Here is a 19,583-nt window from a genome sequence, read left to right on the forward strand (position 1 = left end):
AGACCCTGCCAACCCGGACGGTGAGCGGTTCAGCGCCGACCCGTTCAGCGGCGACGCCCGCTACGACGGCGACGCCCGCACTGCCGGAGAGAAACGCGCCGACATCCTCCGCTGTGTCTTCGAAGCGGCCGCGCGCGATCCGAAAACCCCGACCATGGGCGGCGCCGCCCCCACCGCCATGATCCACATCAACGCCACCGACCTTCACAACGAACGCGGCGTCGGCTGGATCGACGGCGTCGACGCCCCCATCTCGCTTCGCCGGGTAACAGAAGCCCTCTGCGCCGGCGGCGCCCAACACATCATCTTCGGCACCACCGGCACCATCCTCTACCTCGGCGACACCGTCCGCTGCTTCACCACCACACAACGCACCGCAATCGCCGCCCGCGACGAAGGCTGCATCATCCCCGGCTGCACCATCCCCGCCCGCTGGAGCGAAATCCACCACGTCATCCCCTGGCACAAACACGGCCCCACCAACATCGACAACGGCGTCCTCCTCTGCTGGTTCCACCACCACACCATCACCACCAACGGATGGAACATCCGCATGATCAACGGCAAACCCCACATACGCGGGCCGGTCTTGTGGGACCCCACCCAAACCTGGCGCCCCACCCCAAGCCATCGCGCCAACACCCCCAGCCCCGAACCACCCTGGCGCACCTAAGGCAGTCGAATGTGGCAAGCATCTGTTGTGCTGTGGCTGTGACCAGCATTGATGCGGAGCCAAACTGTGGGACGCCCACTCGGCCTAGCGCGTTACAGTCGCCTACTTTCGGTGCCCCCGGTAGGAATCGAACCTACGACAATCGAATTGCGGCGGACCTTTCTTGGCCGAGCGACTCTCATTGCGAAACCTAGACTGAACTCGTCCGATCTCGGTCGAGCACATCTCATAGCGCCACTCTCGGCCGGACTCGACACAAGCCAGGCGCCAGCTAATTTCGCGAACAAACATTTGTGCAGGATTCCGATTCGCTCGACGCGCGTCAGTGCCCACTCACCCTTCTCAAGCGGGACCGGAACTCGTCTGCACCGACGCCCCTCAAGTCAGCCGCGGCCGCACGACGGCGGTTGAGTGCGCTGAGGAGAGTAGCGACATCGCCACTGACTTCGGGTCCTGCACCCAGCGACCAGTCGGCATCGGTGGCTTGGAAGCGCAGTCCACGAAGGAGGTCGTCACCGACCGAGTGCCTGCCACTCGTCAGCTCATTGAGCACCATCCAGCCCGCTTCAGGGGAAATCCGACCAGCAAGGCTGAGCGGCCGACGAATGTCTCCGGAGTGAATGGCCAGGTGTGCCAGTGGGGCGAGTACTCCCGCGCCGGGGACCGCGAAGCCGGCAACACTGGTCTTCGCGATCAAGCGCGTCAGCTCGGCGCCAGTTCGTCGGTCAGTTCTGGCCCAGCCATAAGCGAACTTGTCGAAGTTGAAGCGCGCTTGCGTGAGACCGACAATGAAGCTGCCAAACCCTAGCTCGTAGGGCATGAGCAGGTGCGCACACAAGTCGCGCACTGTCCACCCTCGGCACAGGGTCGGCGTCTGCCAGGATGCGTCATCGAGACCGGCGAGATCCTCCGCGAATCGGTCGCGCTCAGCGGCGTACAGCGCCTCTACGTCTGTCGTTGTCACGGCTAATTGGCCTCCGAAACGGGTGGTCATGAAAAAGGTCACCTGTCGGGGGCCTTGCAAGCATTTGCCGCAATAAGACTACCGATTGCAACTATTCGATTTTGTCGCGGCGACCAGCAAACTCTTTTGGACACGTGCGGGTGTTCCGCCCAGTGACTCCCTGAAAGTCCCATTCAACGTTCCCCATACAGGACGGCAGCAAGGGTCGACGTCGGTGTGGATGATTTAAGCCGGCGAGTACGGAAAATGACACTGGTGCTAAGCGATCAATTCCGGAAAAGCTTCAAACGCGAGACACGTTCCTGGCGTGAGCCGGTTGACGAATCCCTGCCCTTCAAGAATAATTCGGAATGTGCCCAAGTATCACGATGAGCTCGATGCCGTGCTCCGCGCTCTCGCGGATCCGACGCGCCGGGCCGTCGTGGAACGGTTGGCGAAGACCCCAGCAGTCGTGTCCGAACTCGCGGCACCGTTCTCGATGGCGTTGCCGTCGCTCATGCAGCACCTGTGCGTCCTCGAGAACGCGGGACTGGTCACGTCACAGACGCATAGGCGCGTCCGCACCGTGAGCCTGCGACCGGGCGCCCTCGACGTCCTACACCTGTGGCTCGGCGAGCAACGAACCCCCGCCGAACACCAAGCTGACCGACTCGGCATCCACATGACCCGTACCACCCCGAAGGAAACCTGACGTGACCCGCGTTCGCATCGACCTATTCCTCTCGCTGGACGGCTATACCTCGATGACCGATTACGCCCCCGAAAATCCGATGGGTGAGGACTGGGGGCGCCTCACTGCGGCCTACGCCGCGACCCGCACTTTCCAGGAGCGCGTCTTCGACGACACCAGCGGCAACGGCACGACCGGCATCGACGACTCCTACGCCGCCGCTTTCTTCGAGGGCGTCGGCGCCGAGATCATGGGCGCGACCATGTTCGGCCTGCACTCGTTTCCCGACGATCCGGACTGGAAGGGCTGGTGGGGTGGCCAGCCGCCGTTCGGCACCCCGGTCTACGTCCTTACCCACACCGCACCGCGTCCGTCGATCCCGATGGAGGGCGGAACAACGTTCCACTTCCGCAACGCCGCAATCGAGGACGTGCTCGCGGAGGCGACCGAGGCTGCCGGCGGCCTGGACGTGCGCGTCGGTGGTGGAGTCGGCACCGCGCGCGACTTCCTGCGCGCCGGCCTGGTCGATCACTTGCATCTCATGGTCACCCCGATCCTCCTCGGCCGGGGCACTCGACTGTGGGACGACCTACCCAGCCTCGACCTCACCCACAAGGTAACAACGGAAGTGGCCGAGAGTGGCACGATCCACGTTAACTTCGCACGATAGGACGTACTCACGACGATCGACCGCCGGCTCACCCGCGCCGGGTTCACCCTGACCCGCGACTACGCCGTTCCTCTCGAGCGCGTCTGGGACGCGTTCGCCGAAGAAGACCAGAAGCGGGGCTGGTACGGCGCCGGCGACACCATTGAGCCCGGTGAGTGGGCGTTCGACTTTCGCGTCGGCGGGCGCGACGTCGATGAGGGGACATTTCACGACGGTCCGGTCTCGCGGTACGAGGCCACGTACACCGACATCGTCGTGCACGTCCGCATCGTCACGACCTACGACATGTGGCTCGACGGGGTCCACATGTCGACGTCGGTGGCGTCGTTGGAGTTCAAGCCGCTCCACCTCCCGCACGCAGCCCCGGCGTTCCGGCTGCGCACACGATCCCCTTGGAAAGCCGTCGGCGCTTGACCAAAACGGAGGAGTCACTAGAGGTTCTAGGGACTCACAAATCAACCACCACCGCGGCGGCAACCACCTTTTCGCCTGTAAACCGATCTACATCCAGCGTCGGGAGCTTGACGAGCCGCACACTGAAAGCCAGCTGCGGGTATGCGCGCTCGGCCCCGAGCTGGTCTGGTTCACGCACGATCACGAGCCGTGGCGAACACGCACTGTCTGAGGCATCATGCCGGCGCTCTCCGTGCCTCCCGGGTTCCGCGCCCATCACTCTTGGTTTCATCGACAAGGTTTCTTATGACATTTCATTCGACGACCTAACGAGCTGTCCCCGATCGCAAGGACCGATACAGCGCGCGTGGGACCTGATGAAAGCTCTTGTTTGATTGCTTTTGAAGCAAACACGGAGACTTCCCACTTCCAGACGAGAAACCAGAGGGTCTCTCCACAGGCGATGACCGCCTGCTGACCCTCCCGGCCGTTCCCACTTTCGTGGAGTCCTGCAATCTCGGATGTCGCGTTCTCGCAGGCGCGGGAAGCACTACGTCTAAAACCAACCTTCGGCATGAGCGTGTGCTGGCGCGACCACGCAGACCACCACATGCGGATGCTCATGTCCCCGGAAGGACCGTTCGAGACCTCCCGGAACCGGAAGAGCGCCGGTGACCCGCTCCCGCCCACCCATCACCTCCGCCGGCATGTTCGCCAACGTCCGCACGCTGGCCGGCTGATTTGATGACTTCCTCCTGATCGATGTTAAGTCGCTACAGCGGCGGCAAAGCGAAGGCGCGCACTTCGACCGCCGCGTAGCGGGCTTCAACGAAACGTGCAGCAATCTCGATCGCGCGATCTTCGCTTGCGACGTCGACGATGTAGTACCCGCCCACCCATTCGGTGGTTTCCGCGAATGGTCCATTAGTTACAGAACGACCGCCGTTAGTGCGAACCACTTTCGCGCCGAGGACTGCCAGCTCGTGCGTGTCGATCAACTCGCCCGTGGTGGAGAGCTCGCCGATAACGGCGTCGTGGGCGGCTTCGAACTCAGCGAGGGCCTCGCTTTGGATCGCAAAGTCGCTGGCTGCGCTCGTGTGGATCAAAATCATGTACTTCAAGAGGAACTCCTTCAGTGATGTATTTCTTACTACGACGTATAGCGAAAGACTATGAGGACACCGCGTTTTGACGCGCTGTCCTGAGGTGCTCATCCCGTACGTCGAATTCCCACAACGACAAGCAAAGGACCAACTTATGGAATACATGCTCTTCATCTGCACAGACTCGACGGCGCCGACGACCGAACCACCTGTCCACACCATCGAAGAATGGGTAGCCGAAACCACTGATGGGGGCACCAGACGCCACGGCGACCGTCTGCGCCCGGCGAACGATGCAACCACGGTAAAACTGCGTGGCGGACGGCTCAGCGTCACTGCTGGGCCGTTCGCTGAAACGACGGAGTGGATCGCTGGATACGACGTGATCGAGTGCGGCGACCTCGACGCGGCGATTGAGATCGCGGCGAAGCATCCAATGGCCCAGTTCGGTCAGATCGAGATTAGGCCGATGTGGCCGATCGAGTAGCGGATGCTATCGTTCGTGCCTCTGCCGAGGAAACTGCGCGCATCATCTCCACTGTGATTCGGATGACCGGCGACTTCGCTCTTGCCGAGGATTGTGCACAGGATGCGTTTGTGAGGGCGCTTTCTGACTGGCGCAAAAGTGGCATTCCGGACAATCCTGGCGCGTGGCTGACCACGGTGGCCAAGAGGCGGGCGATCGACCTGCTTCGGCATGCTGGCGCCGAAGACCGCGCGCTTCGGCGGGTTGCCGTCGAAGCAGACGAACCGCTCGAGCCCGATCCGGACAGTAATGCAGATATCGACGATCGTCTCCGCCTCATTTTCACCTGCTGCTACCCCGCACTTCCAATCGATGCCCGCGTTGCCCTGACGCTGCAAACGGTAGCGGGCCTCACTCCCGCGCAGATCGCGCGTGCCTTTCTCGTGACCGAACCGGCGATGGATAAAAGACTCGTGCGTGCCAGGGCAAAGATCAGGCACGCCGGTATCCCTTACCGTGTGCCACCGCCCGACCTCATGCCGGAACGGCGAGACGGTGTGCTGGCGGTGCTGTACTTGTTGTTCACCGAGGGGTACTCCGCTGCTGGCGGGGGGGATCTCATCCGAGTTTCTCTTCTTCGTGAAGCAATCCGGCTCACCCGGCTGCTCGTTGAGCTGATGCCCGACGACGGTGAAGTTCGCGCGCTCCTTGCCCTGATGTTGCTGCATCGCGCGTACTGCCGCTCGCACCGACGCTGTCGGAGATGTCGTCACCCTCGAAGAGCAGGACAGATCGCTGTGGGACCGGGATGCCATCACCGAGGCCCTCACCATCCTCCAATCGTTGGTACCGCGAGCAGGTAGGTATGAACTGCAGGCCCGCATTGCCGCCTGCCACCTCGAGGCTTCGGATGCTGCAAGCACTAACTTCGCGCGCATCGCTGAACTGTACGACGCTCTCGCCTTCATCGATCCCTCACCGGTCGTGGAACTCAATCGCGCGGTCGCAGTAGCCATGTCCCAAGGACCAGAAGCCGGCCTCCGCCTTATCGATGCGCTCGTAACCTCTCGCAATATGGAGGACTACTACCTACTCCCGGCGACACGCGCCGACCTGCTGCGCAGGATGGGTCGAGGGACCGAAGCCGCAACCGAATACGAGAAAGCACTTCAACTGGCCCCATCAGAGGCCGAGAAACGCTACCTGGGCAAACGCCTGGCAGAAACGAGATGCTGATGCACATCACCCTGACCGACGGGCGAACACTGCACGTTCACGACAGCACCAACGGAGTTCACGCTCCCCTAACCGTCGTCTGGCACCACGGCTCGCCACAAACCGGAGCAGCCCTCGAACCGCACCTGCGAGCCGCGGCGCTGCGCGGTATCCGCTGGATCTCATACGCACGACCTAGCTACGGAGACTCGTCAGCTCAACCCGGTCGCACCGTCTCAAACGCCGCAGCCGACGTCGAGCAGCTCATCAATACGATGGGCATCGACCAGATCGCGGTCATGGGCGCTTCCGGGGGCGGGCCACACGCCCTCGCCTGCGCAGCGACTCTGGGTGACCGGGTGTGGGCTGCAGCAACGTTCGCGAGTCTCGCGCCCTTCACGACAGACTTCAACTGGTTCGCCGGAATGGCAGGCGGCGGGCTGTCCCTGCTTGCGGCGCAACACGGAAAGGATGCCCGCGTAATCTTCGAACGAACTTCCAACTTCGATGAAGACAATTTCAATTCGCGAGACTACGCCGCGCTGAAATCGGAGTGGACATCACTCAACGCAGACGCAGGGGCTGCGACTGCAGCTGGCCCCGAGGGGCTGATCGCTGACGACCTTGCCTTCGTGAAACCATGGGGCGTAGATCTGTCAGGCGTCCGGATACCCGTACTCCTCGCACACGGTGGCGATGACCGCATCGTCCCCCCCCTCCCACTCCCAGTGGCTCCTCGAGCACCTCCCCAACGCCGAACTCTGGACCCGGCCACGAGACGGCCATGTCTCAATTCTGAACGCAAGCCCTTTGGCCACGGACTGGTTGCGGCAACGGGCCGAAATGCACTGACGTGCCCCCTTGCGCCACCCGTACACGCGCGGGACTGACCGACACATACGAGCTCGCGGATAAGACCGGTGCCGGAAGTTACGGCATCGTCAACGACGCCGGCATCCTCGGGCAAGTCGACGCTGACCCCGTCATTCTGTGCATCCTTACTCGAACCAACAACCGGCATGCGAAAGGTAACAACGAAGTGATAGCCGAGAAACCGCGACTCACACTCACTATCCAATTCGTGCTCGCTTGGGCGGTCGGAGTAATTGGAACCATCACCACAGCCATTTCCTTGATCCCTGCGGTGGCCGTCATCGCCTCAGTAAGTGGCATATCTTCCCTTGGATTCGCCGCTCCCCTACTGGTCGTGTCCGTGATGTATCTCTCCGTTCCCATCCTCATCGCGTTGGCCATCGCGAATACCGGCCGCCGATGGTGGCTCTGGCTGACCATCGCAATAGCGGTCATCGTCTTGCTCCTAGTCGCCCGCTTCGCTGTGGGTTCGCTCGGTGTCTATTGGATTTCGTTTTGAGTCCCGAAGAGCCGTCTGCCGCGGGACGTAGTCGCTCCTCCAAGGACAAGAACCGCCCCGACCGCTCTGCCTCGGGAAGAGGGATCCGCCCACCCGTTGCTTGACGCCAGCGCCGTCCAGTTCGTCGATTCACCCCCACAGCATCACACGCTGCAGTCAGAGTCGAGCCTTGGGCCATCTTCACCCAGAACCGCGCCTGTTTCTTCATCAACTCATACTTCGACCACACGGACAACACCTCACAAATGGGAATGTTGCGACGACCGGTTGAATTCGCCTTCGGTTTACCGTTGAGTGAATCCAGTCCTGCCCCTTCAGTGAGGACAAGAAACCCTGGTCAGACTATGTTTTCGGTGCCCCCGGTAGGAATCGAACCTACGACAATCGGATTAGAAGGCCGGTGCTCTATCCACTGAGCTACGGGGGCGGGACTATTCAAGGTTACAGGCCGCCGGCTGCGATCCGGTCACCACCGCTTGCAGCTTGGGTGTCAGCGCGGAACGGCACCGGCCTTCCGGGTCGAAAATCCGGGACACGCCATGAGTTCGGTGGCCGGCAACGATTCGATGGGTGCGGTCTCGGTTATGGCTACTTTACGGGGCACGTGACGCCGACGAAGATGACGTGTCACTGCGGCGGGCCAACGCGTCCATCGACGGCGTCGCGCTGACCAGTTGCTGCGTATACGGGTGCAGCGGGCTGTCGTAGACGTCGGCGGTCGGCCCGCATTCGACGATGCGTCCGTCGGAGATGACGGCCACGGTGTCACAGACATGACGAATGACCGCGAGGTCGTGCGAGACGAACACGAGGGTGAGCTGGTATTCGTCGACCAGGTCGGCGAGCAGGTTCAAGACCTGGGCACGCACCGACACATCCAACGCACTGACCGCCTCGTCTGCCACCAGAACCCGCGGCCTGGTGATGAGCGCCCGCGCAATGGAAATGCGTTGCCGCTGACCACCGGAGAATTGGTGCGGATACCGGTGCATCACGTCGGCGTCGAGCCCGACCGCCGCCAGTTGCGCTTCCACCCGGGCCAGCGCCTCGGCCCGACCAACGTGGCGCAGTGGTTCGGCGACGATGTCGCGCACGCGCATGCGCGGATCCAGCGACCCCATCGGGTCTTGGAACACGATCTGCACCCGGCTGCGAAAGTCGCGCAGTCGTCGTTCGGACGCTCCCCCAATCGGCTGGCCGAGCACGTCGACCGTGCCGGATGTCGGCTGGTCGAGGGCGCAGAGAATGCGCATGAGAGTGGATTTACCGGAACCGGATTCCCCCACGATGCCAAACCGTTGCCCCTCGGCGATATCGAAGGACACGTCACGCAAACCGTGCACGATCGGCGCCGGGGCGAACAGGCCGCCGCCGCGTCGCCGATACTGCCGACTGAGGTCACGTACCGAAACGGTAGGCGCCCCAGCCACCTCGTTGAAGATGACCGGAGGGCCGCCCATTTCGAGACGCTGGTGTGCGGCGCGGTGGGGCGGCAGGATCGGCACGGCTGCGACCTCCGTGTGCACACGGCTGAGCCGGGAATCTGCCACACGCGGGATGCCGATGACGGGCATGGTGTGCAGCCGGCCCCGGTCGTCGACTGAGGAGAGATCCGAGGCCGCGATCAGTTTTTGCGTGTACGGATGCTGCGGCGCGGTCAGCACGCGCCCGACCGGCCCGTCCTCGACGATCTCGCCCTGGTACATCACGAGAACCCGCTGGCATACCTCGGCGACCACCGCGATGTCGTGGGTGATCAGCAGTAAAGCGGTACCACGGTCGGCGACGAGGTTGCCGATGAGCTTCAGCACCTCGGCCTGCACGGTCACATCGAGCGCCGTGGTCGGTTCGTCGCAGAGCAGTAGCTCGGGGTCGTTGGCCATGGCCATGGCCAGCATGACCCGTTGACGCTGTCCTCCGGAGAGTTGGTGTGGAAGGGCGAGGGCAGTCTCGGCGGGGTTCGATAATTTAACGAGGGCCAGAAGTTCGACGGCGCGTTGCCGGGCCTGGCGCCGACCGTTTTCGGTATGGTGCGCCGTCATGATCTCGGCGACCTGCGCTCCGACCCGCATCAGCGGGTTCAGGGCGGTCATCGGTTCCTGAAACACCATAGCCATGCTGTTGCCACGCAACTGGTTCAGGCGGCGTTCGGGTGCGGTGAGCAGGTCGTCGGCGACCCCGTTCAGGTGCACAGTGCCAGTGGCGGTCAGGGTTTCCGGAAGTAGTCCCATGACGCTTGTCGCGGTGAGCGATTTTCCCGACCCTGACTCTCCGATCAGACCGACGCGTTCACCGGCCGCGATGTCGAAACTGATGCCGTGCAGCAGCTCGGTGAAGGGCGAACAAACCCGCAGGTCTCGCACGCTGAGGGTGGGTGTCGGTGCGCTCATGGTCATCGTTGCACCTGCATTCTGGGGTCGAAACGATCGCGGAGGCCGTCACCGAGCAGGTTGAACCCGAGCACAGCGATGGCGATGGCGATCCCCGGCCAGACGATGAGCAGCGGCTCGATGAACAGGTACCCCTGGGCATCCTGCAGCATGCGGCCCCAGGACGGTGTGGGTGGCGGCGTGCCGAGCCCCAAATAGGAAAGTGCGGCCTCGGCCAGAACCGCGATGCCGAAGGAGACTGACGCCTGCACGATGAGCATGCCGCTGATATTGGGCAGTACGTGTCGCACCCCGATGAAGAGTCCGCTCTTGCCGGCGGCGCGGGCCGCCTGCACGTACTCGCGGCTCATGATCATCATGGTTCCGCTGCGGGCGATGAGGGCGAACGCGGGTGCCGTGCCGATACCGAGCGCGACCATCGCGCTGACGGTGCCGGCTCCGAAAATGGCGCCGAAAATGATCGCCAGCAGCAGGGCGGGAAAGGCGAGGGCAATGTCATTGCCACGCATCATGAACTGGTCGAGCCGGCCCGGATTCATGCCGGCGACGATACCGAAGGGTACGCCGAGCACCGCGGCGATCCCGACCGCGACCGTGCCTACGAGCAGTGAGATCTGGGCGCCACGCAGGATGGAACTGAACACATCACGCCCGAAGCTGTCAGTGCCCAGCAGATGCGCAGCATCCGGTGGGCGCAGGATCGAATCCGGGAAGACCCCCTCCGGGTCGAACGGGGTCCAGAATGCCGACAAGACGGCCGCCAGCACGACGAGTCCAATGAGCACGCAGCCGGCCCAGAGCGTGGCGCCGCCGCCATTCCTGTGGCGCGGCGCGGCGCGTGGCTCGGTGGGGGCGGCGACCTGGGGATCGATGGTGGTCATGCAGCCCTCCGCAGTCGGGGATCGATCACCGTGAAGAGGAGATCAACGAGAAAGTTCAGCACCAGCACGAAGACGACCAGCACGAGCACGATTCCCTGCACGGCGGGCAAGTCGCGAAGAGCGACCTTGTCGAGCAGCAGGCTTCCGAGGCCGGGAATGCTGAAGACCCGCTCGATCACGACCGCGCCGACCAGAAGAGTGGCGATCTGCAGGCCGAGCACGGTCATCACCGCCACGGCCGCGTTACGCAGCCCGTGCCGGAGCAGGGCCCGCCCCGTGCCAAGGCCCTTGGCCCTGGCGGTTCGAATGAAGTCTTCCCGGCTCACTTCCAAAACCGAGGAGCGTACGTAGCGGCTGAGTACGGCGCCCTGCACACTGCCGAGGGCGATCGCCGGCAAAATCAGGTGTTCCAGGAATTCGCCGAAGTCATCGCCCGGGTCGACCCAGCCACCCGCTGGCAGCCAGCGCAGCGTCACTGCGAACACTGTGACGAGCAGCATCCCGGCCAGAAAACCGGGCACGGCAACGCCGATCTGGCTGATGCCCGACAAAATGGCGCCGTCGAGTCTGCGCTGCCGCACCGCAGTGATGATTCCGAACGGAACCGCGAAGAGCAGTGCCAGCACCACGCTGGTGAGCACGAGGATCACTGTGATGCCAAGGGCATCCGTTATTTCGGGGCCGATCGGCTGACGCGACACCGCAGAGTCACCGAAGTCGCCGATGAGCACGTGCCCGAACCAGTCCAGGTAGCGTACAACCGCGGGGTGGTCGAGCCCCATGGCCGTGGCCTGCGCTGCGACATCCGCTTCGGTTGCCTGCACACCCAGGGCGATGCGGGCGGCATTGCCGGGCAGAATCGACAGCATCAGGAACGTTGCGATCGACGCCACGACGACGGTGGTGGCGAACACCAGAATGCGCCGCAGAACCACAAGGACCATAGCGACACTTTCCTCTGACTGATTCACGCCTCTGACCGATTCGCGGTTGGCACGACACTAAACGAGCGCCGCGCAATCGCTCAATCGACAACCGTACGCGTTCGGCCTGCTCCCGCCCTATCGTGCGATGGTCGACAGGTCCAACGCGAGGCTCGGTGTGTTCCTGGGCACACCGAGCAGATCGGCGTCTGCGATGGAGATGGCCGGTTGCAGGTAGAGCCAATCGGCGGCGGCTTCCTCGGCCATTTTTGTCGTGGCTTCCTTCATCAGTTCGGTGTACCTGGCCGGGTCGGCGGCATCCGCTTCAACGAATTTGGCCCTCACTGCGGGCGAGTCGTAGCCCGCGTAATAGGTGGCGGCGGCGAAGACGCTCACGTCGCGCGGTTCGCTGTGCATGATGAGCGACATATCGTAGTCGTGGCCGGAGAAGACCTCGTCCAGCCAGATGGCGGGAAATTCAAGCGTCGTCACGTCGGCGGTGATGCCCACCTTGGCGAGCTGGTCTTTCACCACCTGGGCGCCGGCCACGGCGTACGGAAGATTGGGAATTTTGAAGTCAACGGTCAGGTCGCGTACCCCGGCCTCGTCGAGAAGTTCGATGGCCGTGTCGGGGTCGTACGGGTAGAGATCGGCCAGGCTCTCGTCATACCAGGGGTCGGTCGGTGGCACCATGGATCCGATCAGCAGGCCGTAACCGCTGTTCGCCGTGTCCATGATGGCTTGGCGGTCGATGGCGTACATGACCGCCTGTCGAACCCGAACGTCGCTGAACGCATCGCTGGCATTGTTCATCGACAGCGTGACCTCGCCGGTACTGGCGCCCTCAAGCACTTGGAAGTCGGAATTGGCCTTGAACTGATCGACGAGCTGAAACTGCGAGATGCCTGAAATGAGGTTGATATCACCGCTGAGCAACGCATTGGTCTGCGCCGTCGCATCCGTGAAGTAACGCAGGATGACGTCGCTCATATAGGGCGCCTCGCCCCAATAGTCGGCGTTGGCGGCGAGTACGAGGCTGTCACCGGTTTTAAACGAGCTGACCGTGTACGGACCTGTACCAATCGGAGCGGTGGCGAGGTCAGCGATACCGGATTCGGTGAACATCGTGCCGACCGGACCGCTCATGTTGAAGAGCCAGCTGTTGCTCGATTTTGACAGGGTGATGCGCGCCTCGGTATCGCTGACGGCTTCAATACTCGCGATCGGATCAAGGTAGGTGGGCCCGTTGGCGGTCCAGTTGTCCTTGACGCGTTCAAGGCTGAATTTGACGCTCTCGGCAGTGAATGGCGAACCGTCGGAGAAGGTCACTCCATCGCGCAGCAGAAAGTCGTAGACCAGTCCGTCGTCGCTGACGGTCCAGGATTTGGCGAGTAGGGGAATGATGGTGCCGTCGTTGTCGAGTTTCACCAGCCCCTCGTAGACGTTATAGAGAAGGGCCTGCGGAATGGCCGCACCGGCGGTCGTGGTGTAGTCGAGGTTTCCGGGCGTGGCCAGCAGGCCCACAGTCAACGCGGTGCCACCTTCCGCGTCGGTCGTGCCCGAGCCGGTGGAACAACCGACCAGGGCCATAGACGCGGCCATGACCGTCGCAATGCTGACGAACATGTTGCGCCGGATGGGTGACCTCATGTACGTGCCCCAATGGTTCGGCTGGTCCGACGAAGACCGACCAGAAATGCTGCGGAAAAGACGGTACAGATCTGCGCGTACAGGTCTGCGGCGTGGCGCTCGCAGCGCGCTGATCGACATGCAAGGAGAACCCGTGACAGACCCCGGTCAGAGCGCCTTGGCCGCTGCTACGAGAACCTGCGACAGGGTCGGAACGCCGCCTGCACGAAAAACCTCCGTGCCGGCACCATTGGTGATGATGACTGTGGGAGTGTTGCGAATGAGGAGCGCCTCGGCCTGCTCCGGCTCACCGGCAACATCGATTTCGCGCACGGTCGCCCCGGGGACCAATCGCTGAGCCTCGGCGAGCACCGCTCGCGTTTGCACGCACGGCTCGCAGAATGACGACGAATACAGTGTGAATTCCATCAGGGCCTCGCAGGTCGCGCGTGAATGATCAGTAGGCCGTAAGTTTACAGGCCGTGTCTGAGCCCACCGGTAGACTGCAAGAATGACGAATAGCACGACGGAAACAGCACCGACGACCGCCCCCGCGCCTTCCCCGACGTCGAAGAGTCCCGACCGCCTGGTTTGGATCGACTGCGAAATGACCGGACTCGACCTGGATCGTGACGAACTCGTCGAGATCGCCGTCGTTATCACCGACTACGACCTCAATGTGCAGGGTCCGGGCCTCGACATCATCATCAAGCCCAACGACTCGGCCCTCGAGAACATGGGCGACTTCGTGCGTACTATGCACACCTCATCGGGCCTCATCACCGAAATTCCGAATGGTGTCAGCGCCGCCGAAGCCGAGTTTCAGGTTCTCGAATACGTGTTGAAGTATGTCCCGGCCGATCAGAAAGCTCCGCTCGCCGGAAACTCCATCGGTACCGACCGCGCCTTCCTCACCCGCTACATGCCGCGCCTCGACAACCAGCTGCACTACCGCAATGTCGACGTGTCGTCGATCAAGGAACTGGCCAGACGCTGGTACCCGCGGGTGTATTTCAACGCCCCCGCCAAGGACGGCGGTCACCGCGCCCTCGCCGACATTCTCGAATCGATTCGCGAGCTCGCCTACTACCGCCAGACGGTGTTCGTGGCCGACCCCGGCCCGACCAGCGATGAGGCCAAGTCGCACGCCGCCGAAGTTGTGCACTTATTCTCCTCTGAGGTGTAATAGGATTGCGGAGTTGCCCTGCGTCGTAGACGTGGGACGCATGGTGGGTATAGCTCAGTTGGCAGAGCGCCTGGTTGTGGTCCAGGAGGTCGCGGGTTCAATCCCCGTTACTCACCCCAATGAAACACTGCAGATCGGTCTCTGACCGTTGCAGTGTCGGTGAAAGCAGGCCGCGATGATCGAAGCCGCATGGTAGAACTCGACGCGGTCGCATTTGAACGCCTCGTGGTTGATGAACTGGATCTGCTGCCGGGCGACATGGTCGACGGACTGGATAACATCATCTTCGTGGTCGAAGATCGTCCCGAAGATGGCACCCTAAACGTTCTGGGCCTGTATGACGGGGTCGCGCTCACCGAGCGCGGTCAGTACGGCTTTGGCGAGATGCCAGATCGCATTGTGCTGTATCGGGAACCGTTACTGGCGATCTGCGACACCCTGGACGACCTGCACGATGAAATTCACATCACTCTGGTTCACGAAATCGCCCATTTCTATGGCATAGATGACGACAGGCTGCACGAGCTCGGCTGGGGCTAGCCTCCAGAGGTCTAACCTTGGGTCATGAGTTCCTTCCGTCCCGGCCGTCTCGTCGGCATCGTGATCGGAACGGTGGTCATCCTCGGCCTCGGCATTTACGGCCCCGCTACCTTGCTGGGCCCCCTTCCGCGCGTCACCGCCACCAACGTCATCCCTGCCTCGACAACCACAGCGCCGCCTCCCCCCGTTCTGTCCGCCAACGGCGCAAGCGCCATCGCCGTACTCGCTGCCACGACCAGCGATGCATCTGGCACGGCCTCAACCAGCACGGCCACAACCAGCACGGCGGTTGCCGAGCCCATCGCCGTCGCGGGAACTGCTCAGGCGCTCCCCATGGCATCCATTGCCAAAGTCGTGACGGCCCTGGTTATTCTTGATGAAAAACCGATTGTGACAGGCGAGAGCGGCCCGGTCGTGACGCTCACAGCCGCCGACTTTCAGAGCTATCTCGACTATGACAAGGCCGGTGCCCGATCAGTGACTGTGTTCGCTGATGAACAGTGGACCGAGCTCGAATTGTTGCAGGGCTTACTGCTCGGATCGAGCAACAATCATGCCGACAGTTTGGCCCGCTGGGCATTCGGCTCGGTCGACGCCTATGTGGTCGCCGCCAACGCCTGGCTGGCGAACAACGGGCTCACGGATACCGTCGTCGTGGATGCGACCGGGCTGCACGACGCCAGCGCCGGTACCGCCACCGATCTGGCCCGCCTGGCCGGCCTCGCCGCAATCGACCCGATCGTTTCGGCAATGCTGGAGAGTCCCGCATCCGCTTTGGCCAACCGCCGTGGTGTACAGAACACCACGTCGTACCTGCCCGAGGAAGGCATCACGGGCATTTCACGCAGCTACACGGATGCAGCCGGGGTCTGTTTTCTGTTCACCGCCGAGATCAGTGACGGTGCCTCGAGCTTCACGTTCTCGGGTGCCTACATCGGCGAACCTTCCTATGATGCACTCACTGCGGATCTGACCGCGCTCATGGTGAGCGCGCGCACTGGAGTTGGCCCGTTACCGGTGCTGGCCGCCGGTGACGCCTACGCGACGTTTGAATCCGCATGGGGTGATGACGCCTCGGCCGTGGTCGGCGTCTCACGCACGCGCTATGCCTGGCAGGCCGCCAGCCCGGAGGCCGCAACGGTCACGCTCAAGGACTTCACCACGGCCCGCACCGGCGCGAACATCGGCCAGGTACAGCTCAGCGTCGCCGGGGAGAAGCTCTCGGCCGCCTTGAAACTCGATCAGGCCATCAACGACCCCGGAGTCGGCTGGCGGCTGCTCCATCCGGTCGTGATGATCTCGGCATTGCTCGACCAGTAGCTAGATCGGATCGACCTCGGCGTCAACCGGATCGCTTTCACCTTCGTCGAAGGCATAGCGCACGCGGAGTTGCCCGCTCACGTCTCGTTGGTCGACCTCGTCGTACCAGAACACCGATTCCAGTCCGGCGACGGCGGCCACCATGCTGATGCGTGCCTCGTGTTTGCCGCGCACAAGGGCCCGGGAATCGATCTGACCCTCGAGCGGGCCATCGATGAACTCAGCGACGTACAGGGGCGGGGTGGCACTGTCAGTATTGCTCATGGCAATCAATCTAGTCCTCTGCGGTCCGAGCTGCCCGCCCGTAGTCGAACGGTCGCGCGAGGTTCAGGCCGCTCCTGTTTGAGATAGGTAGCCCACTCCTGCTGCCACTGGTCCCAGTGCGTGCGAAATGCTTCACCGTCACGATCGAGCGCACGTTGCTTACGCAGAGCGTCGTCCGCCGCGAGCCAGACTCGCACGTGACTGAGCGACTCGTGCGCGGCCGCGAGAGTTCCACAGCCCTCCACAATCACGGGGCGCGCCGCGTCGAGTGGATTCCACTCCGCCGCCTGACTCGCAGTCCAGTCGTAGCGCTGCCACGCCGCCGGCAGACCTCGGTGCCGTGGCTGGAGAACGTAACGGCGCAGGTGGCAGATGGCCGCGTCGAGGCCGTCCCAGCCGGGATAGATGTCGTCCATCCGCACCAGTTGCGGGCTGTGCGGGCCAGGCCAGTGCTTTCTCAGTGCGTCGGCGAGGGTGCTCTTGCCCGCACCGCTCGGACCGTCGATGAGCACCACGGGGTTCGGGCCGGCAGCAGCCACGGCCTGCAGTACCGGTGCCAGCAGGACCAGATCGTCTTGTGCGGCCTTTCTTCTCTCGGTGTCAGGCAAGAATGAAGCTCCAGGTTTCAGCCCACACCGCAACGCTAGTGGCGATACCGGCAATGGCGAATCCGATGCCGACCAGGACCGCGTCGGCCGCTCGGACTCGCGACGGTCGTGCCCAGGTGCGAGGCTCGTCGCTGCCGAATCCGCGCGCCTCCATGGCCGTAGCGAGTTTACTGCCCCGACGCACCGAGATGACGAGCAGGGAAAAGGCCGGGCCGAAGAACCGACGAGCGGCGCCGCGCGGTCCACCGCCATCGCCGACCCCGCGGGCCCGACGGGCAAGCGTGAGCGAGTGCCAGTCTTCGATGAACATCCCCACGAGTCGCAGACCAGCCAAACCGCCGAGCACAAACCGCGCGGGCAGCCGCAGCACCTGGGCGAGGCCATCGGCGAGGTCGGTCGGATCCGTCGTGGCGAGCAGCACGATTCCGGGCAGACCGATGGCGAGCACCCGCAGTCCGATGGCCAGGCCGAGCTGGGCTGAGCCTTCGGTCACCGAGATGAATCCGAACTGCCACAGCAGCGCGCCGGAGTCTTCGCCATAGAGCACCGTCGTGATCATAGCCATCGGGGCCGCAATCCAGACCGGTGCCGTTCGCAGCCAGAATTGTCGGGCGCTCAGGCCGCACCAGAGCAGAAGTCCGGCCTCGAGCAGCAGGGCGACTCCGGCCGAGACCCAGTCGATCGAGAGCAGCAGCGCACAGCTCACGATCAGTGCAACTGCGAGTTTGGCGACCGGGTTGAGTCGGGCGACGACGCTTGGGCGGATCGTCGGGGTCAGCAGGCTCATGGCGCTCCCGTTCCGAGCCGGATCGGGTCAGGCATACCAAGCCGGTATTCCTCGTCAGCGAGAGCGTTGATGAACTGGGCGTCGTGGGTGACCGCGACGAGCGCGATGCCCTCATCGAGCAACTCGGCCAGAAGGATCACGAGTTCCTGCCAGGTACGGGAATCCTGCCCGAAGGTCGGCTCATCGAGCACGAGCAGTCGGGGACGGGTCGCGAGAACGGTGGCGACGGACATCCGCCTCTTCTCGCCACCCGACAGGGTGAACGGGTTGGCGTCGGCGAGATGATCGAGTCGTAGCCGGTGCATCAGTTCGTCGACGCGGCTGGTCTGTTCGGCTTGGCTGAGCCCGAGGGCGCGCGGGCCGATCTGCAGGTCGGCCCGCACCGTCGGAGCCAGGAATTGGTGTTCCGGGTCTTGAAAGACGGTTCCAATGCGGGTCAGCAGCTGCTGGGAACGCCAGCGGTGCGGCTCGGAAACGATACCGGCCGCCAAGGTGTCACTTGCCTGCAGCGTTCCCGCGGCCGGTTTCAGCAGTCCGGCCAGCGTGAGGGCGAGGGTGGATTTTCCGGCGCCGTTGGGGCCAGTCACAACGGTAGCGGTGCCGGCCCGCAGGTTGAGGGTTATGCCAGCGGCGACAACGGATGCTGCGCGCCGGCCAAACGGAACGCGACCCACTGCGAGTCCCTCGGCCCGCAGCAGGGTCGGCGCCGGGGTGATCGGAGAGCGCGTCGGAAATCGAGGGGGCAGGGCCGGCACCCAGACGCCGGCCTGCGCCAACCGCTCGCCTTGCCTCGACAGGATTTCGCGGGTGGGACCGTCGGCCAGCACGCCGCCGGCCGGGTCGAGCACGATGACGCGGTCGACGACGTCCTGCCAGACCTCGACCCGATGCTCGATGACCACAAAGGTGGCCCCGGAGTGATCGAGGGAGCGCACAACGGCGTCGCGCACCTCGAGGACACCGGTGGGGTCGAGGTTCGCGGTCGGTTCGTCGAGCAGCAACAGCCCCGGCCGCATAGCGAGCACGCCTGCCAGAGCCAGGCGTTGCTTCTGCCCGCCGCTCAGGCTCGAGGTGGGGTGGTCGAGGGGCAAGTCCAGGCCAACCTCGGTGAGAGCCTGCCGCACCCGCGGCCAGATTTCGGCGCGCGGAACGGCGAGGTTCTCGCAGCCGAACGCGACATCATCTCCGACCCTGGCCAGCACCACCTGAGAGTCCGGATCCTGTAGCACGAGTCCGACCCGCCCGCGCGCCTCGGCCGCGCGGCGGCCGTCGATGAGCAGGCTGCCAGTCTCATCGCCGTCTTCGGCATCGCCGAGCACGCCGGCCAGCGCGTGCATGAGGGTACTCTTGCCGGCACCGCTGGCACCGAGCAGCAAAACCCGCTCGCCGGGCATGACCTGCAGGTCAAGCCCGGACACCGCCTGATCGTGGCGCCCGGCGTGGCGCCAGCCCCAGTCGCGGGCTCGAATCTGTACGGCTCGGATCTCTCCACCGTGAGCGGCAGGGAACGGCGGGGTGTCCAACATCCG

Annotated in this window: 25 protein-coding genes, 2 tRNA genes and 1 pseudogene; 14 read left to right on the forward strand and 14 right to left on the reverse strand. The window is 63.6% G+C overall.

Translation table 11 applies throughout. The features are described 5' to 3' along the window. On the forward strand, positions 1 to 673 hold a 673-nt coding region (locus CXY72_RS01605), incomplete at its 5' end, for an HNH endonuclease signature motif containing protein (RefSeq protein ID WP_146071013.1). A gap of 322 nt (positions 674 to 995) precedes the next feature. Here the strand turns inward: CXY72_RS01605 and CXY72_RS01610 are convergent. Further along, positions 996 to 1,637, reverse strand: coding sequence for a maleylpyruvate isomerase family mycothiol-dependent enzyme (locus tag CXY72_RS01610; protein ID WP_158252434.1), 642 nt, complete (start codon positions 1,635 to 1,637; stop codon positions 996 to 998). A gap of 352 nt (positions 1,638 to 1,989) precedes the next feature. Here CXY72_RS01610 and CXY72_RS01615 point away from each other — a divergent pair, with 352 nt between their 5' ends. Genes CXY72_RS01615 through CXY72_RS01625 form a run of 3 tightly spaced genes read left to right on the forward strand, consistent with a single transcriptional unit; the run spans position 1,990 to position 3,391 of the window. Next, a complete protein-coding gene (locus CXY72_RS01615) occupies positions 1,990 to 2,328 on the forward strand; it encodes a helix-turn-helix transcriptional regulator (RefSeq protein ID WP_104125984.1) in 339 nt (112 codons plus the stop codon). A gap of 1 nt (position 2,329) precedes the next feature. After that, a complete protein-coding gene (locus CXY72_RS01620; protein ID WP_104125985.1) occupies positions 2,330 to 2,977 on the forward strand; it encodes a dihydrofolate reductase family protein in 648 nt (215 codons plus the stop codon). Positions 2,978 to 3,025: 48 nt separating this feature from the next. Then, a complete protein-coding gene (locus CXY72_RS01625) occupies positions 3,026 to 3,391 on the forward strand; it encodes an SRPBCC domain-containing protein (RefSeq protein ID WP_233197603.1) in 366 nt (121 codons plus the stop codon). Between the two features lie 34 nt (positions 3,392 to 3,425). Here CXY72_RS01625 and CXY72_RS19430 read toward each other — a convergent pair whose 3' ends face one another. Then, the gene (locus tag CXY72_RS19430) at positions 3,426 to 3,575 is read right to left on the reverse strand and encodes a hypothetical protein (RefSeq protein ID WP_158252435.1); all 150 of its coding nucleotides are present in this window, start codon (positions 3,573 to 3,575) and stop codon (positions 3,426 to 3,428) included. 309 nt (positions 3,576 to 3,884) lie between these two features. Here CXY72_RS19430 and CXY72_RS01630 point away from each other — a divergent pair, with 309 nt between their 5' ends. Continuing rightward, positions 3,885 to 4,115: a DUF4913 domain-containing protein gene (locus tag CXY72_RS01630; RefSeq protein ID WP_104125987.1), complete on the forward strand. Its 231-nt coding sequence runs from the start codon at positions 3,885 to 3,887 to the stop codon at positions 4,113 to 4,115. A 28-nt stretch (positions 4,116 to 4,143) separates the two neighbouring features. Here CXY72_RS01630 and CXY72_RS19435 read toward each other — a convergent pair whose 3' ends face one another. Further along, entirely contained in the window at positions 4,144 to 4,482 is a 339-nt protein-coding gene (locus tag CXY72_RS19435; protein WP_233197604.1) for a YciI family protein, read from the reverse strand. A gap of 145 nt (positions 4,483 to 4,627) precedes the next feature. On the opposite strand from CXY72_RS19435, the gene CXY72_RS01640 reads away from it, so the two are divergent. The 5 genes and pseudogenes from CXY72_RS01640 (at position 4,628) to CXY72_RS01655 (ending at position 7,526) form a co-directional block, all read left to right on the forward strand. After that, on the forward strand, positions 4,628 to 4,960 hold the full coding sequence (locus tag CXY72_RS01640; protein WP_104125988.1) for a YciI family protein: 333 nt from the start codon (positions 4,628 to 4,630) through the stop codon (positions 4,958 to 4,960). A gap of 62 nt (positions 4,961 to 5,022) precedes the next feature. Then, positions 5,023 to 5,719: pseudogene (locus tag CXY72_RS01645) on the forward strand (RNA polymerase sigma factor); the annotation flags it as partial. A gap of 63 nt (positions 5,720 to 5,782) precedes the next feature. Next, positions 5,783 to 6,175, forward strand: coding sequence for a hypothetical protein (locus tag CXY72_RS19935; RefSeq protein ID WP_233197597.1), 393 nt, complete (start codon positions 5,783 to 5,785; stop codon positions 6,173 to 6,175). After that, a complete protein-coding gene (locus tag CXY72_RS01650) occupies positions 6,175 to 7,044 on the forward strand; it encodes an alpha/beta fold hydrolase (protein ID WP_233197598.1) in 870 nt (289 codons plus the stop codon). The genes CXY72_RS19935 and CXY72_RS01650 overlap by 1 nt, the downstream gene beginning before the upstream one ends. Beyond that, a complete protein-coding gene (locus tag CXY72_RS01655; RefSeq protein WP_104125989.1) occupies positions 7,008 to 7,526 on the forward strand; it encodes a hypothetical protein in 519 nt (172 codons plus the stop codon). Before CXY72_RS01650 ends, CXY72_RS01655 begins: the two co-directional genes overlap by 37 nt. On the opposite strand, the gene CXY72_RS20495 is transcribed toward CXY72_RS01655, so the two are convergent. From CXY72_RS20495 to CXY72_RS01685, 7 genes are all read right to left on the reverse strand, one after another. Beyond that, on the reverse strand, positions 7,459 to 7,734 hold the full coding sequence (locus CXY72_RS20495) for a helix-turn-helix domain-containing protein (protein ID WP_370446187.1): 276 nt from the start codon (positions 7,732 to 7,734) through the stop codon (positions 7,459 to 7,461). The genes CXY72_RS01655 and CXY72_RS20495 overlap by 68 nt on opposite strands. A 146-nt stretch (positions 7,735 to 7,880) precedes the next feature. Next, positions 7,881 to 7,953 (reverse strand) — tRNA-Arg (locus CXY72_RS01660). A 166-nt stretch (positions 7,954 to 8,119) separates the two neighbouring features. Further along, positions 8,120 to 9,916, reverse strand: a complete 1,797-nt coding sequence (locus tag CXY72_RS01665) for an ABC transporter ATP-binding protein (protein ID WP_233197599.1) — start codon at positions 9,914 to 9,916, stop codon at positions 8,120 to 8,122. A 2-nt stretch (positions 9,917 to 9,918) separates the two neighbouring features. Next, positions 9,919 to 10,797, reverse strand: coding sequence for an ABC transporter permease (locus CXY72_RS01670; RefSeq protein ID WP_104125991.1), 879 nt, complete (start codon positions 10,795 to 10,797; stop codon positions 9,919 to 9,921). Further along, on the reverse strand, positions 10,794 to 11,741 hold the full coding sequence (locus CXY72_RS01675) for an ABC transporter permease (RefSeq protein WP_104125992.1): 948 nt from the start codon (positions 11,739 to 11,741) through the stop codon (positions 10,794 to 10,796). Before CXY72_RS01675 ends, CXY72_RS01670 begins: the two co-directional genes overlap by 4 nt. 117 nt (positions 11,742 to 11,858) lie before the next feature. After that, complete coding sequence (locus CXY72_RS01680; protein WP_199183905.1) at positions 11,859 to 13,370, reverse strand: ABC transporter substrate-binding protein; 1,512 nt, start codon at positions 13,368 to 13,370, stop codon at positions 11,859 to 11,861. A 147-nt stretch (positions 13,371 to 13,517) separates the two neighbouring features. Then, positions 13,518 to 13,778: a thioredoxin family protein gene (locus CXY72_RS01685; RefSeq protein WP_104125993.1), complete on the reverse strand. Its 261-nt coding sequence runs from the start codon at positions 13,776 to 13,778 to the stop codon at positions 13,518 to 13,520. An 82-nt stretch (positions 13,779 to 13,860) separates the two neighbouring features. Between CXY72_RS01685 and orn the strand changes: the two genes are divergently transcribed. The 4 genes from orn (at position 13,861) to CXY72_RS01705 (ending at position 16,395) form a co-directional block, all read left to right on the forward strand. Then, positions 13,861 to 14,535 carry an oligoribonuclease gene (orn, locus tag CXY72_RS01690; RefSeq protein ID WP_104125994.1) on the forward strand — a complete coding sequence of 225 codons (675 nt, stop codon included), beginning with the start codon at positions 13,861 to 13,863 and terminating at the stop codon, positions 14,533 to 14,535. 43 nt (positions 14,536 to 14,578) lie between these two features. Then, a tRNA-His gene (locus tag CXY72_RS01695) sits at positions 14,579 to 14,654 on the forward strand. Positions 14,655 to 14,724: 70 nt separating this feature from the next. Next, positions 14,725 to 15,075, forward strand: a complete 351-nt coding sequence (locus tag CXY72_RS01700; RefSeq protein WP_104125995.1) for a metallopeptidase family protein — start codon at positions 14,725 to 14,727, stop codon at positions 15,073 to 15,075. Between the two features lie 24 nt (positions 15,076 to 15,099). Next, positions 15,100 to 16,395 carry a hypothetical protein gene (locus tag CXY72_RS01705; RefSeq protein WP_104125996.1) on the forward strand — a complete coding sequence of 432 codons (1,296 nt, stop codon included), beginning with the start codon at positions 15,100 to 15,102 and terminating at the stop codon, positions 16,393 to 16,395. Here the strand turns inward: CXY72_RS01705 and CXY72_RS01710 are convergent, their stop codons facing one another. Genes CXY72_RS01710 through CXY72_RS01725 form a run of 4 tightly spaced genes read right to left on the reverse strand, consistent with a single transcriptional unit; the run spans position 16,396 to position 19,580 of the window. Further along, positions 16,396 to 16,659: a hypothetical protein gene (locus tag CXY72_RS01710; protein ID WP_104125997.1), complete on the reverse strand. Its 264-nt coding sequence runs from the start codon at positions 16,657 to 16,659 to the stop codon at positions 16,396 to 16,398. It lies immediately after the preceding gene. Between the two features lie 5 nt (positions 16,660 to 16,664). Continuing rightward, positions 16,665 to 17,267 carry an AAA family ATPase gene (locus CXY72_RS01715; RefSeq protein WP_233197600.1) on the reverse strand — a complete coding sequence of 201 codons (603 nt, stop codon included), beginning with the start codon at positions 17,265 to 17,267 and terminating at the stop codon, positions 16,665 to 16,667. Beyond that, the gene (locus CXY72_RS01720) at positions 17,260 to 18,054 is read right to left on the reverse strand and encodes an energy-coupling factor transporter transmembrane protein EcfT (RefSeq protein ID WP_104125998.1); all 795 of its coding nucleotides are present in this window, start codon (positions 18,052 to 18,054) and stop codon (positions 17,260 to 17,262) included. Before CXY72_RS01720 ends, CXY72_RS01715 begins: the two co-directional genes overlap by 8 nt. Further along, positions 18,051 to 19,580 carry an ABC transporter ATP-binding protein gene (locus CXY72_RS01725; RefSeq protein ID WP_104125999.1) on the reverse strand — a complete coding sequence of 510 codons (1,530 nt, stop codon included), beginning with the start codon at positions 19,578 to 19,580 and terminating at the stop codon, positions 18,051 to 18,053. The genes CXY72_RS01720 and CXY72_RS01725 overlap by 4 nt, the downstream gene beginning before the upstream one ends. Positions 19,581 to 19,583 lie beyond the last annotated feature (3 nt).

This window comes from Cryobacterium sp. Y57 (genome assembly GCF_002929505.1).
Classification (GTDB): Bacteria; Actinomycetota; Actinomycetes; order Actinomycetales; family Microbacteriaceae; genus Cryobacterium.

Bases quoted from the DNA above. Each gene is read 5' to 3' on its own strand.
- CXY72_RS19435 (WP_233197604.1), bottom strand. From the start codon at position 4,482: ATGATTTTGATCCACACGAGCGCAGCCAGCGACTTTGCGATCCAAAGC.
- CXY72_RS01640 (WP_104125988.1), top strand. From the start codon at position 4,628: ATGGAATACATGCTCTTCATCTGCACAGACTCGACGGCGCCGACGACC.
- CXY72_RS01650 (WP_233197598.1), top strand. From the start codon at position 6,175: ATGCACATCACCCTGACCGACGGGCGAACACTGCACGTTCACGACAGC.
- CXY72_RS20495 (WP_370446187.1), bottom strand. From the start codon at position 7,734: ATGAAGAAACAGGCGCGGTTCTGGGTGAAGATGGCCCAAGGCTCGACT.
- CXY72_RS01665 (WP_233197599.1), bottom strand. From the start codon at position 9,916: ATGAGCGCACCGACACCCACCCTCAGCGTGCGAGACCTGCGGGTTTGT.
- CXY72_RS01670 (WP_104125991.1), bottom strand. From the start codon at position 10,797: ATGACCACCATCGATCCCCAGGTCGCCGCCCCCACCGAGCCACGCGCC.
- CXY72_RS01675 (WP_104125992.1), bottom strand. From the start codon at position 11,741: ATGGTCCTTGTGGTTCTGCGGCGCATTCTGGTGTTCGCCACCACCGTC.
- CXY72_RS01680 (WP_199183905.1), bottom strand. From the start codon at position 13,370: ATGAGGTCACCCATCCGGCGCAACATGTTCGTCAGCATTGCGACGGTC.
- CXY72_RS01685 (WP_104125993.1), bottom strand. From the start codon at position 13,778: ATGGAATTCACACTGTATTCGTCGTCATTCTGCGAGCCGTGCGTGCAA.
- orn (WP_104125994.1), top strand. From the start codon at position 13,861: ATGACGAATAGCACGACGGAAACAGCACCGACGACCGCCCCCGCGCCT.
- CXY72_RS01700 (WP_104125995.1), top strand. From the start codon at position 14,725: ATGGTAGAACTCGACGCGGTCGCATTTGAACGCCTCGTGGTTGATGAA.
- CXY72_RS01705 (WP_104125996.1), top strand. From the start codon at position 15,100: ATGAGTTCCTTCCGTCCCGGCCGTCTCGTCGGCATCGTGATCGGAACG.
- CXY72_RS01710 (WP_104125997.1), bottom strand. From the start codon at position 16,659: ATGAGCAATACTGACAGTGCCACCCCGCCCCTGTACGTCGCTGAGTTC.
- CXY72_RS01720 (WP_104125998.1), bottom strand. From the start codon at position 18,054: ATGAGCCTGCTGACCCCGACGATCCGCCCAAGCGTCGTCGCCCGACTC.
- CXY72_RS01725 (WP_104125999.1), bottom strand. From the start codon at position 19,580: ATGTTGGACACCCCGCCGTTCCCTGCCGCTCACGGTGGAGAGATCCGA.